10 protein-coding genes are annotated in these 14,880 nt (G+C 35.0%); 1 reads left to right on the top strand and 9 read right to left on the bottom strand.

From position 1 onward, the window contains the following. Positions 1-2: 2 nt before the first annotated feature. The 9 genes from MHB45_RS01065 to MHB45_RS01025 form a co-directional block, all read right to left on the bottom strand. On the bottom strand, positions 3-7,538 hold the full coding sequence (locus tag MHB45_RS01065; protein WP_072272394.1) for a non-ribosomal peptide synthetase: 7,536 nt from the start codon (positions 7,536-7,538) through the stop codon (positions 3-5). Between the two features lie 12 nt (positions 7,539-7,550). Then, entirely contained in the window at positions 7,551-8,210 is a 660-nt protein-coding gene (locus MHB45_RS01060) for a hypothetical protein (protein WP_048679052.1), read from the bottom strand. Beyond that, positions 8,201-8,911 (bottom strand): 4'-phosphopantetheinyl transferase family protein, encoded by a 711-nt coding sequence (locus tag MHB45_RS01055; protein WP_048679049.1) that lies wholly within the window; start codon positions 8,909-8,911, stop codon positions 8,201-8,203. The genes MHB45_RS01060 and MHB45_RS01055 overlap by 10 nt, the downstream gene beginning before the upstream one ends. A gap of 349 nt (positions 8,912-9,260) precedes the next feature. Continuing rightward, on the bottom strand, positions 9,261-9,548 hold the full coding sequence (locus tag MHB45_RS01050; protein ID WP_072272393.1) for a transposase: 288 nt from the start codon (positions 9,546-9,548) through the stop codon (positions 9,261-9,263). An 88-nt stretch (positions 9,549-9,636) separates the two neighbouring features. Continuing rightward, positions 9,637-11,229 carry a hypothetical protein gene (locus MHB45_RS01045; protein ID WP_072272392.1) on the bottom strand — a complete coding sequence of 531 codons (1,593 nt, stop codon included), beginning with the start codon at positions 11,227-11,229 and terminating at the stop codon, positions 9,637-9,639. Beyond that, a complete protein-coding gene (locus tag MHB45_RS01040) occupies positions 11,204-11,920 on the bottom strand; it encodes an ABC transporter ATP-binding protein (RefSeq protein WP_072272391.1) in 717 nt (238 codons plus the stop codon). The genes MHB45_RS01045 and MHB45_RS01040 overlap by 26 nt, the downstream gene beginning before the upstream one ends. 49 nt (positions 11,921-11,969) lie before the next feature. Further along, on the bottom strand, positions 11,970-12,758 hold the full coding sequence (locus MHB45_RS01035; protein ID WP_048679040.1) for an ABC transporter permease: 789 nt from the start codon (positions 12,756-12,758) through the stop codon (positions 11,970-11,972). Further along, complete coding sequence (locus tag MHB45_RS01030; RefSeq protein WP_072272390.1) at positions 12,755-13,660, bottom strand: ABC transporter ATP-binding protein; 906 nt, start codon at positions 13,658-13,660, stop codon at positions 12,755-12,757. The genes MHB45_RS01035 and MHB45_RS01030 overlap by 4 nt, the downstream gene beginning before the upstream one ends. Further along, positions 13,657-13,896: a PLD nuclease N-terminal domain-containing protein gene (locus tag MHB45_RS01025; RefSeq protein WP_034305547.1), complete on the bottom strand. Its 240-nt coding sequence runs from the start codon at positions 13,894-13,896 to the stop codon at positions 13,657-13,659. Before MHB45_RS01025 ends, MHB45_RS01030 begins: the two co-directional genes overlap by 4 nt. A gap of 405 nt (positions 13,897-14,301) precedes the next feature. Between MHB45_RS01025 and MHB45_RS01020 the strand changes: the two genes are divergently transcribed. Continuing rightward, positions 14,302-14,847 carry a helix-turn-helix domain-containing protein gene (locus MHB45_RS01020; RefSeq protein ID WP_034305549.1) on the top strand — a complete coding sequence of 182 codons (546 nt, stop codon included), beginning with the start codon at positions 14,302-14,304 and terminating at the stop codon, positions 14,845-14,847. Positions 14,848-14,880: the final 33 nt, after the last annotated feature.

The following is a 14,880-nucleotide window of genomic DNA, read 5'->3' as shown; positions in this document are numbered from 1 at the left end:
CCTCATTTCACTTTTGATTTTTCCAGCATTTCACTTAAGATTTGATTAAATATAGAAAGTACGGATGACCTTAACTTTGGATTGACCGCTGCCTCATTAAATTTAATTTGAACACTTGAACCAGGGGTGATGATGATGACGATTGGATAATGGGTCGTTTCCCGTCCTTCTTTCAAACTCACATTGATTTCATCATTATTAGCTAGTTTCATCGGATAGTTTTCAAAAGCATATAATGATTCAAATAGTTGGTTTTCCAAATTAGCCCACTCATAAATCTCTGATAAAGGTGTATTCTCATAGGCACTTAATTCCAAAAATTCATTTTGAACCTCATCCAGTATTTCCATGTAGGTCTTTTCATGGCTGATATGCTTGATGAACGGCACAGTGTTGATAAATGGACCAACCATTGCCTCAATATTTTGGATAGGAATATTCCTGCCGGATGTCACTACGCCGCAGCATACATATTCCGTACCTTTTATTTCTTTCAAAGTGGCTAGCCAAATGGTTAGAAAGAAAGTATTCATGGTAATCTTGTATTCCTGACAGAATCGTTGAATGGAATCACTTAATTCTTCATCCAATACTTTCAAGTAGCTATTCTCAATGTACCCCTCGCCTTCTTGCACTCCCATTAAACTGGATCCGGAATTTCGGGCACCTTCCAACTTTCCTGCCCAATAGTCCCGCAGTTCCTTATTACTTGTATAATCTTTCATATATTCAACATACTTTTTAAATGAAGGACTCACGGATGATGATGGTGTTATTGAATGATAAGCAGCAAAAATGTCATTAATCACCATCGAGTAACTCCAGCCATCCATAATAATATGATGGAATGTCCATATTAATTGGTATTGATTTTCCGCAAGCTTAACGATCATGAAGCGATTCAGCTTATTATTCTCGATATCTATGATCTTATATTGATCAGCTAACAACTTTTCCAACTTCTCTTGATGATCGATCATTTCTTCATATTCAATCTCGGTATCCATGGAACTCATTAACAGTTGGTAGAATACCCCTTTTCTGCTTGAATACAATTTGGTTTTTAAAATGTCATGTTTCCCTGCAGTTGTCACAATGGCATTGGTTAATTTTTCGACGTCCAGAAAACCTTTAATATCAAAAATGAGCTGCACTTTATACTGGCTGCTTTCACTATCAAACAAGCTATGGTACAACATCCCTTTTTGCAAAGCCGTCAATTCATAAATATCAACAATTCTTGTTTCTTTGTGCAAGAGTTGGTTAAATTCCTCTTCAGGCATATCCACCAATGGAAAGTCTTCCGGACGGTACATCTGTTTTCCCCTTGTTTCTTCTTCCAATGTCCGTAACAATTCCTGCATATTATGTTGCATATATTGCTCAAAATCTTCTCTTACGAAATGTCTGTTATAGTTTATTTTTATGGTTTGCTCCTCATTCACTACAAGCAATTCGATATCGACTTCATGTTCGGTATAGGAATTATGTTGAATATCTTGTTCACTAAAAAAGGTGACCTCTTTTGCAGCCCATTCATTGTTTTGATGAAATCTACCTAGATTATTGAAACTGATGATCGGCCTATTTTGTTTCATATGTGTCTCGCCGCATAATTCGGTTATGATTCCATACTCAATCCCTTTATTAGGCAGGGACCTTAATTTTTTCTTTGTACCTTGAATCGTGTTCGAAATCGATTCTTTATTTTCTATATAAACCGGGCACATGGTCGTAAACCAGCCTACTGTCCTGGACAGATCGACACCTGCAAATAACTCTTCGCGACCATGTCCCTCCAAAGTAAAATGAATATCTTTTTTATTAAAATATTTCCCGATTAGCGCTGCGAAAATGGATAAGTATATTTCATCGATAGATGCTTTATACGTTTTTGTCATATCATTATAGATTTTGTTTGTAATCTCTTTATTCAGTTTCATTTCAAATGATTTTCCATCGTAAACATTTCCTGTTTTGACCAGGGCGTTTTCATATACCGTTTCATGTTCATTCAGCCAGTACTCTTTAATGCCTAAAGGAATGCTATTTTTATATTCATTGAGGTTATTCGCCCATTCCTTATATGATGTCGTTTTATTATCCAGTTTTAGTTCCTGATTGTTTATATCTTGAATATATAGCCGGTCAAAATCTTCGATCAAGATTCTCCAGGAAACCCCATCAACAAGTAAATGATGAATGATCCAAATGATTACATGCTCGTTTTGCCCAGTATTGATGCATACTATTTTCATTAGTGGTCCGTTTGAAATGTTGATGCCCTGTTGTGCACCGATCCCGAGTCTAGCTATTTCCCGTTCCTGTTGGTCCTTATTCAGGTTTGATAGATTTACGTAATTCAAAGTCCAATTTTCAGACGGGCCGATTTGCTTTTCCACCTGCGAAAATGATTCTTCTCTATTGAACCTTGATCTGAGCCCATCATGATGTCTGACGATATGGGCCATGATTCTTTGCAGCGCTTTCTCATTCAATTGCGGGTAGCCCTTTAACGTTACAGATTGATTCCAATGATTAAAATTATTTATTTGTTGAGTGAAAAACCAACTTTGAATAGGTGTAAATGGTGCCTTTCCAAAAACATCAGACTGATTTATCGTTACATCGCCCGTCAATTCCACAACCTTTGCCAGCTCTTCGATACTTTGTTTTTCAAAGATGTTTTTTGATGTGATGAGAAGATTTTCTTTCTTGGCAAGTGAACAAATTTGAATGCTTAGGATGGAATCTCCTCCACATTCGAAAAAGTTATCAAAGATGGTTATTTCCTGATTATTCAGCACCTCTTTCCATATCTTTAACAATTTTTGTTCCGTTCCATTCATGACACTTTTACTGTTAGTTCCTTCCGGGTTCGTTTTTGTATCCGGCAAGTTCTTCGCATCCACCTTGCCGTTAACGGTTAGCGGAAAGGACTCCATTTTAATGAAATAAGAAGGAATCATATAATGGGGAAGATGATTCTTCATATAATCCCGGATATAATTTTCTTCAAGGTCATTGTCGGAGATATAATAGGCCATGATGAATTTCTTCGATTTAGATTCATCTTTTATCGCTATATAGCAATCCTTTATACCAGGGCATTTATTTAGAACTGCACTGACCTCCCCAAGTTCGATACGATATCCGCGTATTTTCACTTGGTCATCAGCCCTGCCTGCAAAGAGTAGATTTCCATCTTCGGCATACTTAACCAAATCTCCAGTTTTATATAGTTTCCTTGAGGGATTGAACGGATTTTGAATGAAACTTTCATCGTTTTTCCCCGGATTATTTATATACCCCCTTGCAATGCCTTTCCCGCCGATATACAGCTCGCCTATTTGACCTTTAGGAACAGGCTTCATCCTGGAATTGAACAAGTATGCTTCTGCATTTAAGATTGGCTTTCCGATTGGAATCACTGTATCATCACTTGGAAGTACCTTATATGCTGTCGCAACGACCGTGCCCTCCGTTGGACCATAATTATTATATAAATCAAAGCTCAAACGCTCGGGTATCGTTTTTAAACGATCTCCCCCTGTCAAAATAGCTCTGATAGATTCTGGAAATTTCATATCGTTAATAAATAATTGCTCGAGCAGCCCCGTTGAAAAAAACGCGAGTGTTACCTTCTCCTTTTCCATCTTCTCCGAAAGGATCTCTACATCCAATAAATCATAGTAATCCAGTATCAGGAGTTTATTCCCATTCGTCAAATAAGGGAATATCTCCCAAACGGAAGCGTCAAAAGATGTATTCGAAACCAGTACTGCTGCATCCTTTCCATCTACTGAATAATAATTGATATGCCAATTACAGAGGTTGGCCAACCCTCCATGTTCAATCATGACCCCTTTAGGTTTTCCCGTTGTTCCTGAAGTGTAGATGATATAGGCCAGATCACTTTCCGATATCTTTCTTGAATGGAATTCTGAGCACTTCATTTCCCGTTCTTTTAGTATGTCTTCGATACATAATAGTTTTCCTTCTTCACCGGGATACTTTGGAAGTCCTTCTTCATTACTTAAGCAATATGTGATTTGAGAATCCTCAATCATATGTTTCAGCCGTGACTCTGGCTGTGACGGGTCCAAAGGCACATATGCCGCCCCAACTTTCATAATGGCTAAAATGGCCGTAACCATATTGATCGATCGATCCATAAAAATCCCAATTCTATCCTCTACACCTACATGATTTAGGAATAAGCGTTGTGCCACCTGATTTGCCTGGGCATTTAACTCGCTATACGTCACCTGATCATCACCATGAACAATGGCAACATCATTGAAATTTGTACTCACTTTATTCTCAAACCTGGTTATTACATCTTCAAAACGATGATCTTCCACTTCTTGAGTTACATTGCCTGTCCCCATTTCGATTAATGATCGCAACTGTGCAGGCTCTAAGTATGTTATGTCCTTTATCCGCTTGCTTGCCTTGGTTGTAATCTCTAACAGCCAATGCTGAAAATTACTAGCCATTCTTTGAATCGTCGTTTTATTGAATAATGAGTTGTTGAATTCAAATGAAATGACTAATTCATCCTCATCCATTTCTTCTGCCTGAACAACCAAATCAAATTTAGCTTTAAAGGTATTGATTTTTCTCGGTTTTAACTTGAAATTCCTATATGCCAGCTTTTCTTTTTGGTTATTTTGCAGGACGAATACTGTATCGAACAATGGCGTATTTTCCATGGTTCTTTCTGCCGATAAATATTTCAAAATATCCTTAGTAGGTAAATTTTGATGGTCAAAAACACCTGCAATTTTTTTTATGTTTTTTCGCAAAATCCCTTCAAATGAATCTTCCTGGGATACATGTAATTTAAAGGGCAAGGTGTTGACGAAATATCCTATCAATTGTTCAGTATCCACATGGTTTCTCTTCGCCAAAGGGCTGCCGACGACAACTTGCTCTTCATCAAAGTAAACCGATAAAAAGGTTTGATAGGCGGTAAGTAAACTCATGAACAAAGTCGATTTCGTTTTTTTATGAAGGCTTTCCAGGTTGTCTTTAATTTCTTTAGGTAACAAAAAGCTGATAATATCAGACGCGCTTTTACCTTCTCCGTTTTTTTGATGATCATATTGTAAAAAAGACTTTTGCCGTAATGCCGCTATTTCATTGCTCCAGAACTCATTATCCTTACCTGTTACATAATTTGGTGAGTTTTTTTGCCATAAAGCATAATCTCCATATTGGATTGCTTGGTTATCTCTATCATTTCGGTCGCCATTCTCGATTTCCTCATAAATGGAAAACCAATCATTGATCATTATTGGAATCGACCAACCATCAAAAATAATATGGTGGATGTTACATAATAATTGATATTCACTTTCATTCGTCTTCACTAACGTAATTGATAGGAGGGGACCATTTTCTAAATCAAATTGCCGTTCCGCTTCTTCCTTCACGAAGTGATTCACTTTTTCTTCCTGCATGTCTAAAGGAAGGTCCGAAACATCGAAATAATTAATAACATGATGAATCGACTCATCGAAAACCAAGATGCCCATTCCAGCTTCTTCCCTAATGACACTTTTTAAAATTTGATGTTTATTGCTTAGCTTATTTAACGATAATCCCAGGTTTCCTTCATTCACTTCACCTGCTATTTCATACGAAAAAACGATGTTATATAATGATTTGTCCACATTGGTTTGATGAATGAACCACAAATTTTCTTGCTCATATGTTAAAGGGTATGTATTTCTGACATTGATATGGATAGGTGTATAATCTTGCTTTACCTCTTCTTTTTGACGAGCTTCTATGACTTCGGATAATTTCATAATCGTATCGTTTTCCAATAAAACGGAAGGAGCAATTTCAATCTGAAATTGATTTTTAATATTGACAATCAATCTCATTATCGATAATGAGTTCATTCCACTTTCAAGTAGCGACTGATTATTTTTTATAACCCCATTGCCTATGATGCTAACAACCAATTCCCTTACTTTTTCACTTATAGTTTCATCTGCTGGACTCTTGATATTCGGTGTAGCTTCACAGTCTTTTATTATGAATTTTGGTAATAGTGATTTATCCAGTTTTCCATTTACAGTTAGGGGGATGTTGTCCACCTTGATAAAAAAGCTTGGAATCATATACGCTGGCAATGAGCTTTTTACACTTTCCCTCAAATAATCAGCAGCGAATTCTTCATCAGCAACATAGTATAAAAATAAATGCATATCATCGTTAAACGCTTTATCCATCGTAACAACTGCATTCTTGATGTTTTGCAATTCATTATACGCGCTCTCAATTTCCCCTAATTCAATCCTGAAACCTCTTAGCTGCACTTGCTCATCATTCCTGGAGATATATTGCAGATCACCATCATCCAACAGTTTCACTACATCCCCTGACTTATAGTAGCGGACATTATCAATATCCGTAAATTTCATCTCATTCATCATCGGATTTTTATAGTAGCCAAGCGATACACCTTTTCCTGAAACGTATAACTCTCCCTCTTCATCTCCAGTTACTTCTTGTCCATTTTGATTCATCACTTTGAATCCAAGATGAGGCAGGACTTTTCCGATATTGGTCATTCCTTTTTCCACATCACTATTGGCGATTTCTTTGTATGTTACATGAACGGTAGTTTCTGTTATTCCATACATATTTATTAGCTTTGGCAGCCTGCCATTTTTGGGAGAAAACCACTGCGTCAATTTCTTGAAGTTTAATGCTTCCCCTCCAAAAATAATGTATTTTAAACTTAATTCATTTTGACGATTTAGGAGCTCACCACTCACTTCGAAGAAAGCGCTTGGCGTACAATTAAAAACGGTTGTTTGTGTATTTATCAATAATTCAACAAAGGATATTGGATTTCTGCTTTCTTCAAATGAAACCACTACAACTTCTCCGCCATATATCCAAGCCCCCCACATCTCCCAGACGGAGAAATCAAATGCGTAGGAATGGAAAAATGTCCATTTATCTTTATTAGTAAATTCGAACAAATCGTCGCAGCCATAAAATAAGTTCATGACATTTTCATGTGAAACGCAAACTCCTTTAGGTTTTCCTGTAGAGCCCGATGTGAAAATGATATAGGCTGGATCCTCTGGGTCAATTAAAGTATGTAGATTCTCACCTGTCATTTCTTTTGAATTCTCTATCACTTCATCAATGGATACATAATTACAATCAATGTCTTTAATCCGGCTTTTATCTCCAATTAATAACTTCAATTCTGAATTCTTTATTATATGCTTTACTCTTTCATCAGGACTTTTAGGATCGATAGGTACATAAGTAACACCCAATTTAAGCAGGGCTATGATTAAAAATAAAACATGCTCGGATTTTTCAATATAGATTCCGACATTGTCTCCTTTATTTATCCCTTTGTCCTTTATGTACATTGCCATTTTATTTGCCAAGATATTCGTTTCTTTATATGTAAATTGCATATCCTTATTTCTTACTGCAATATGGTCTCCATATTTCCTGACACTTTCTTCAAATAAATTCGCTAAAGAATTCATATTCATCATTTTCCCCCATTATTTTAAATATGTGCCTGATGCAACTGTCAACATATGAAAAACCAAAGAAACCAAAGCGATTACAATCGTTATGATCCATGCGTTTCTTCTCTTAATGAGCGCCAATTTTTCGAGACTATAGCTGAATAGAATTAAACTGACAATGTAAAACAACTCAAACTCGGCCATGAATGTGTGAAGGATGGAGTTTTTATCATGCACCAGTAAGGATAAACTAGTGAATGTCGTTTCCTTGCTCTTAACCAATAATGCGATGATTGCATTAACACCAGATCCAATCACGATGCATATCCCTGCATTTATGACAGCTTGGCAAATCCCTTTTATATTTACCGGCCTTTCTTTTAAAACTAAAAATAATAGGCACACAATTAATATTTGAATGATGAATGTAACCAATAATCCAAGAGCTCCCATTACAATTGTGTTAATGGCAAAACTCGTTGCCCCGATCTCTGAAATGGACATGCCATTTAATACGTTCATCCCTTTTTGATCTGCAGAATATAACAAAAGCGTCGTTTCGACACCTGCTATTAAACTGAGTAGCAATAACGAAATGATTAACTTGTGAACTCTTTCCTCTTTTTTAAAAAGATAGTGTACTAATCTGTTATTGTTTTTTAATTCAGCATTCGCTTCCATTTTCAATTCCATTGGTATTCCCCCTCAATTATTTTCGTAGAATTTATCGGAAAGGTAACACTCCTTATTTCATCATTCACGAGTACAACCGTTGATTTATATTGGGTAAAATTTTTATAGAAAAGTGAGATGCTATCTTGATCCATATCAACCTTGGAAATTTCATAGATTTCAAGTGGAGAGGTCAATCCTGTTTTTAGTATCTTTGATAGACTTTCTTTTGCACTAAAGAAAACTTCTTTACTTAAAACACCATCGCTTTCCTTAATCATTTTTTTCTCGGATTCCGTTAAATAGGTTTCTAAAAATTCAGAATCTGATTTCGTTTTAGTCTCAATATCGATTCCCATTGGATGCAATTGATCAAAAAGCAATATTCCGAATGTTTTATCCGTATGTGTGATGGATATACCCATGTTCATTAATAAGAACAAGTTAGTAACAATAACCGGCTGTCCAAAGACTCCTTTCAACAGGGATACATTCTTTATTTCATCCAAACCAATACCTAAAAACTCCATAATTGCTTTTTTTCCAAAGTACAAACTTTTCCTTGCTTCGATGGATCTTTTGGGACCATTTTGCAAATTTAGATAATTCCATTCTTTTTCGTTGAAAACATCATCAATATAGTCCAAATTGACTGAATCCGCTTCATAAAACTTGATATAAGATTTATAAATTTTTTTATTATTCATAAAATATTCAATCAATTATAATTTTCCTCCCCTCTTTTATTCCGCATTTTTCTCCATTTTTTCCCTCTAAAATTTCTTTTTTAAAACAATTATTTCAATTCCTGGGTTAAATATTACCTATTATCATTATCGATAACACTTTATCACAACAATTTTGCCGAGTCTATTAAAAATTTGTAAATTATCTACATTACATAATAACTTTACCAATTTTTATTATTTTTCTTTTTTAGTAGTATTTTCATAGGACTTATCGTGGGAATTTAGAATGAAAAAATCCCTTGAAATTTTCTAATTAAAAAAGCCATATTTTATTTTTCACTATAATTTGTGAAAAATAAAATATGGCTTTAATACTGTTCCATCATTTTGGTTGTTTAATAAAAATGTGCATGGCCTTTTTTAATATCTCATTCTCTTCCTGTAGATCTTTAATTATTTTATCCTTTTCCTCTTTCAGACTGAGCCCCGAAAAACCTTTACTGGAGTCCGCCAAGTCAACTTCATTTATTTCCTTATAGATATTGATCCAATTTCTTAATGTAGGTATGGATATATTAAGTTCTTCGGCCAATTCTCTAGGCTTTCTGCCTTCTTCCAATACTAATCGAGCAGCATAAATTTTAAAATCTTTATCATGGTGCTTCCCCATAATAAGACACTCCTTTTTTAAATTTATTTAGTGCCGATTTTCTGTACTTCCTTTATCAAACGAAAATATTTTTCTAATATAAAGACTTTCATAAATTTAATTTCAATCTATTAATCAAAATGGAATTGATCGCTATTGAGATCACTAAAATCATTAGCGCTCCAATCAGGGGTTGGACACTGAACCACACCAAGCCAAAATGAATCGCTGTTACCAAGATTAATAATGGCAATCCATAAAGCAGGCTTATTAATACATTGGGGTTGGATTTAATTGCAGCAGATGGGTTCTCCCATTCTATACTAGGATTTTTCATATCATATAATGGTGTTAGAAGATTATAGCAAACCACTAGACAAGAAGTGATTAATAACATGACTGCATGTTCCATTTCCCAATAGCCAAATAGGGCAAATATCAAAAAGCTGATCACTACGGCTATAATACTGATTATTGATGAAAATATCACTTTAGAAAAATAAACATATTTTTCATCAAACGGGACGCTTTTCAGTAAATAATGATATTTACCTTCTCTTGAATATGGGGTTCCGCTTATATTATTTATACAACACAAGAAAAGGACCGAATAGGAAAAATATTTATCAAAGACTCCCTCTTTCGTTATATTCAAATAATTCGGGAACACTTCATTCTGAATCAGCAATAACATGACAAGTGAAAAAATCGGCGGCAAAAGAAGACCTAAAGCGATTTGCATCTTAAAATATGCTTCTGACTTAATGATCCATATCTCTCTTTGTAAATAGTTACTCCATTGATTTTTTGATATATTAACCTTTGAGTTTTTCACATTCGTTTTGTTGTTTCCCAATATCCCGTTTTTAAAGTAATGAACAGAAATGTTCTCTATAATCATTGAATACAAAAGGAAACCAATTGCCAGTATCGAAATATAAATAATAAAGAATTGAACGGTTATTTCATTTGATACAAAAGCATCCAGTATCCATTTAATCACTGGAATCATATTTGCGGTTTCAAATATATGTCTCATCAACAATTCCAACGAGTTTTTTAGCCCTTCAAAAGAATTCAAATCTATTTCCGAGATGACCTTTGAAATGGCAACTGATGATTTTCCTGCAAAATATACAATCGAAATAATCGTAAGCGTTAGGATGATAGCAATGTTAACCATTAAGTATGCTACTTTACTTTTGAATCTATAATAATGCCTATTCATGCACGATAGGATAAAAAGCAGGAACAAAGCCGTTAAACCATTGACAATTGGTAAAAACGTGATTAATTTAATCGCTTCGATAAACTTTAGATCGACTATCAAGAAGCCTAATGTTGGCACTTGGATCATCATTGATAAGGTGATCGGGACCCATAAGCTACTTAACACTTTGGCCCTTGATATTTCCTTATAGGTGAGTGGCAGAGGTGCCAATACTTTAAATTCATCATAAGAAAATATTTGTGATGTGGACAAATAGCAAACCAACGCAAAGACGAGAATGCTGGAAATCGTTAAATTATAAAATAGGAAGACCTGGGTATCTCCAAGAAAATAAACAACGGCGTTAAAGACAGTCAGCTGCAAAAACATATAAAAAACGGCTATTATCAGGACAGCCTGCAACATTGTCTGCTTGGGCATTTTATAGAAGGAAGAAACGAAAAATCTAGTTAACTGAAGTTTTTCCTTCATATACCTGAGCCTCCATAAAGGTAGATTCCAATGAACTTTCACCTATTATATTTTGTATCTCATCATGCAGGATGATTTTTCCCTCTTTTAAAATAGCCACTGAATTACAAATTTTCTCCGCCACATCCAGCAGGTGCGTCGAGAAAAACACTGTACCGCCCATTTCAACATATTGTTTGATTAACCCCTTAAAAACTAAAACGGCGTTTGGATCTAATCCGTTCAATGGTTCATCCATAATGATGATCGGGGGATTAATCGTAAAAGCCGCTATCAGGGATACCTTATGCATCATTCCATAAGAATAACTTCCCATTGGCTTTTTAATGGACTCCTGCATCCCAAACCGATTGATATATTTCCCCAACCGTTCTTTGTCATCATTTCCATATAGGTTCATCAAGAAACGAATCCAATCAAATCCCGAAACATTGTTAAACACATTGATAGTATCAGGAATGAAGAAAAATTGTTTTTTATATTCAATGCCGTCTTCTTTGGTCAGGCCATTTATTTCAACCTTTCCATTTTCTGAATCTAAAATGCCTGTAATAATGTTCAGCGTCGTGGTTTTCCCTGCACCATTTGCTCCTATAAAACCTAAGGTTTCCCCTTTTTTGATTTCTAGATTCACACCTTTCAAAATCTTCTTGGCCGAGTAGCTTTTCTCCAAATCTGTGATGCTTAACAAAGTTATCATCCTCCCATCACTTCATGATTAACACATTTCCATCCCCAACTTATTCATTATTGAATTTCTTTTTAGAAATCCATATGTTCGTTATCAATATCGTTACTGCCGTCCATGCAAGTGCAGCTAATGCACCCCAAATCGCCTGTGAATTGACTGTGCCTAAAATCAGTACTTCCATGGCATGCTTACTCATGCTTGCCGGATTCACATTGTCTATTACCGGACTTAATCCAACTATGATTCTACAGCCAAGGAGAAATACTATCGAAATTAATGCAATGATACCCTGGCTATTAAAAATGGTACTTATCATCGTCGTGAATGAAACGATAAATAGGATCCACAGCAGATAGAACAATAAAGCCACTATTAAATCCCCAAAATCAACACTCGTAAACAAAAAAACTACATACAGATATGAAACCAAATATCCCAATGCCACACTGCAGGCAACAAACAGGTAATTGGAAATGATTTTCCCGCTTATATAAGATCCAACCGTCACAGGCCTTGTAAGTATGAAAGCAAGCATCCCATTTGCTTTATCGGATTGAACGACTCCCATCATGGAAACGATGATGATCATGACCCCTAGCTGATCAAATTGAGACCCTAAAGTACTGGCAAGAACTTCGCCGCCTTTTTGGGCAGCCATGCTTGGATCAATGGTGATCCCTTGGCCCCCGCCCAGTGCCTCTAATATTGAAGGTAAATAATAGCTTACAACTGGTTGAGTTATTCCTAAAAATATAAATACAAGCGGCAGCCAAATCACTTTAAATTCACGTACCATCTGAACAAATTCCTTTTTAGCTAAAACGGCAAAATTATTCATTTTCCCACCACCAATTTTAAGAATATCTCTTCCAATGTATCGTTATCTATTTCGAACCTAACAAGATCAACATTATGCTCCAAAGCATTCGCCAGTAACATATTCTTGTTTGACTCAATATCTTCCACTTCTATCTTCAATTTATTTCCCATTACCTCTACACCTTTGACGAAGTTCAAGCTTTTAACGTTTTCAATCCATTTTTGACTTTTAGAGGTTATGTCGACATTGATTTTATTTCCGCTATTTCTATTCAATAATTCTGACATCGTTGTGTCCTCAATTTTTTTACCGCTTTTTATAATGACAAACCTCTCACATATTTCTTCTGCATCGCTTAATATATGCGTCGATAATAAAATTGTCGTATCTTTCTTTATCTCTTTTATGATATTCAACACTTCTCTCCGGCCAATGGGATCTAATGCCGAAACCGGTTCATCCATGACAATCAATGCCGGTTTATGTAACAGCGCCTGTGCAATACCAAGCCTTTGTTTCATTCCGCCCGAAAAAGTCCGCACCTTTGAATTCTCTTCCCCGCTCAACCCCACTTTCGACAATATCTCTGGGATGCCATTTAATAATTCCTCCCTCTTGATACCCGAAAGCTGCCCCATGAAAGTAAGGGTTTCTTTGGCGGTCATCCATTGAAAGAAGTTAGGATATTGTGGTAAGTAGCCTATTTCCTTTTTCATTTTTGAAATTTTCTTACCGTCAAGCAATACTTCTCCCATACTTGGATCTATAATATCTGCAATCACTTTTATCAGTGTCGATTTACCAGCCCCATTTGGCCCAATCAATCCAACACATTCCCCTGATTGCAATTCCATTGAAAAATTATTGACCGCTGTTTTTTCTTTAAATTTTTTTGTAACATTTTTAATTTCTAATTTCATATTCTTTCACTGTCCTTTCTACCGATAACGAAGTACAGAATTGGACCGATAGTATTTGCAAAAATAATGATGAGTGTCCACAATAAAACATTTTTCCTCGTCTTTCGATTTCTGTATAAATCAATTAATGCTATAAGCACTAAAATCATTCCAATTGCAATTACCGGTAAAATGATCGGCAGAATAGACATGAAATCAATATCTTTCAATTCGTTCCATCCATAATGCAATTCCATATATACCACTCCTTTGGTAACGAAATATTATTATCATTATCGATAATGATAACATCTAATTTGGAATTTTGCACCTATTTTTTTTCTTAATAAAATATTGTTTTAGTTTTTATTGTTATTTATAATGATAATATTATCATAATGAATAATAATAAAAATATAGCGATATTTATTAATTTTCATTAAATGTAGACATTTTTTAAAAAATTAAAACAATTAAAAAATACTTATTATTTACTTCGAAAAAATATTTCGGTACTATTATTTTTCGAACCGTGTCATTTTTATTTAAATGACAATGATTCAAACATTACAATATATGACGAATTAAACTTATTATTCATGACCAACAGGAAAGTTCACTAAAAATTATCCAGTTATAATTTCCAATGTGAGGAGAATAAGATGATTAATAAAGCTGAAATTTTAATGCACCCAGTAAGAATAAAGATTACCCAAGCTTTAATGAGAAATAGGGAAAATGGTTTAACACCATTAGAAATGTTAAAAATCATTAAAGATGTACCCCAAGCAACATTATATAGACATATACAGGTTCTTTTGGATTCAGGGGTCATTCGCATAGTAAAAGAGAAAAAAGTGAGATCCGTTTCCGAAAAATACTACGTTTTAAATGAAGAAGAAGCACGACTTAGCGGGGAAGAATGGAAAAAATCCTCTAATGAAAAAAAGGTGAACTATTTTTCTTATTATCAATTATCCCTTATGACCCAATATCAAAACTATCTTACTAAATTGGAAGAAAGAGACTGCGCAGAAGATGGTTCAACCTTTTCCCTTTTAGAACTAAAGCTTGATGATGAAAGCTTCCTTAACTTCCAAAATGAATTGAACGATCTAATGTTAAAATACTACAAAGCAACGAATCAAAGTGCGAAACAAGACTCTCCTATTCGAACAATCGGCGTTACAATTATTCCAGAATCATAAAAAATGAAAAGGCTGTTCCAAAACCTTGGACTC

Source organism: Peribacillus sp. FSL K6-5616, from assembly GCF_038008245.1.
GTDB lineage: Bacteria > Bacillota > Bacilli > Bacillales > DSM-1321 > Peribacillus > Peribacillus frigoritolerans.
Note: the sequence above shows the minus strand (reverse complement) of the source record. Positions and strands in the feature narration are given on the sequence as shown.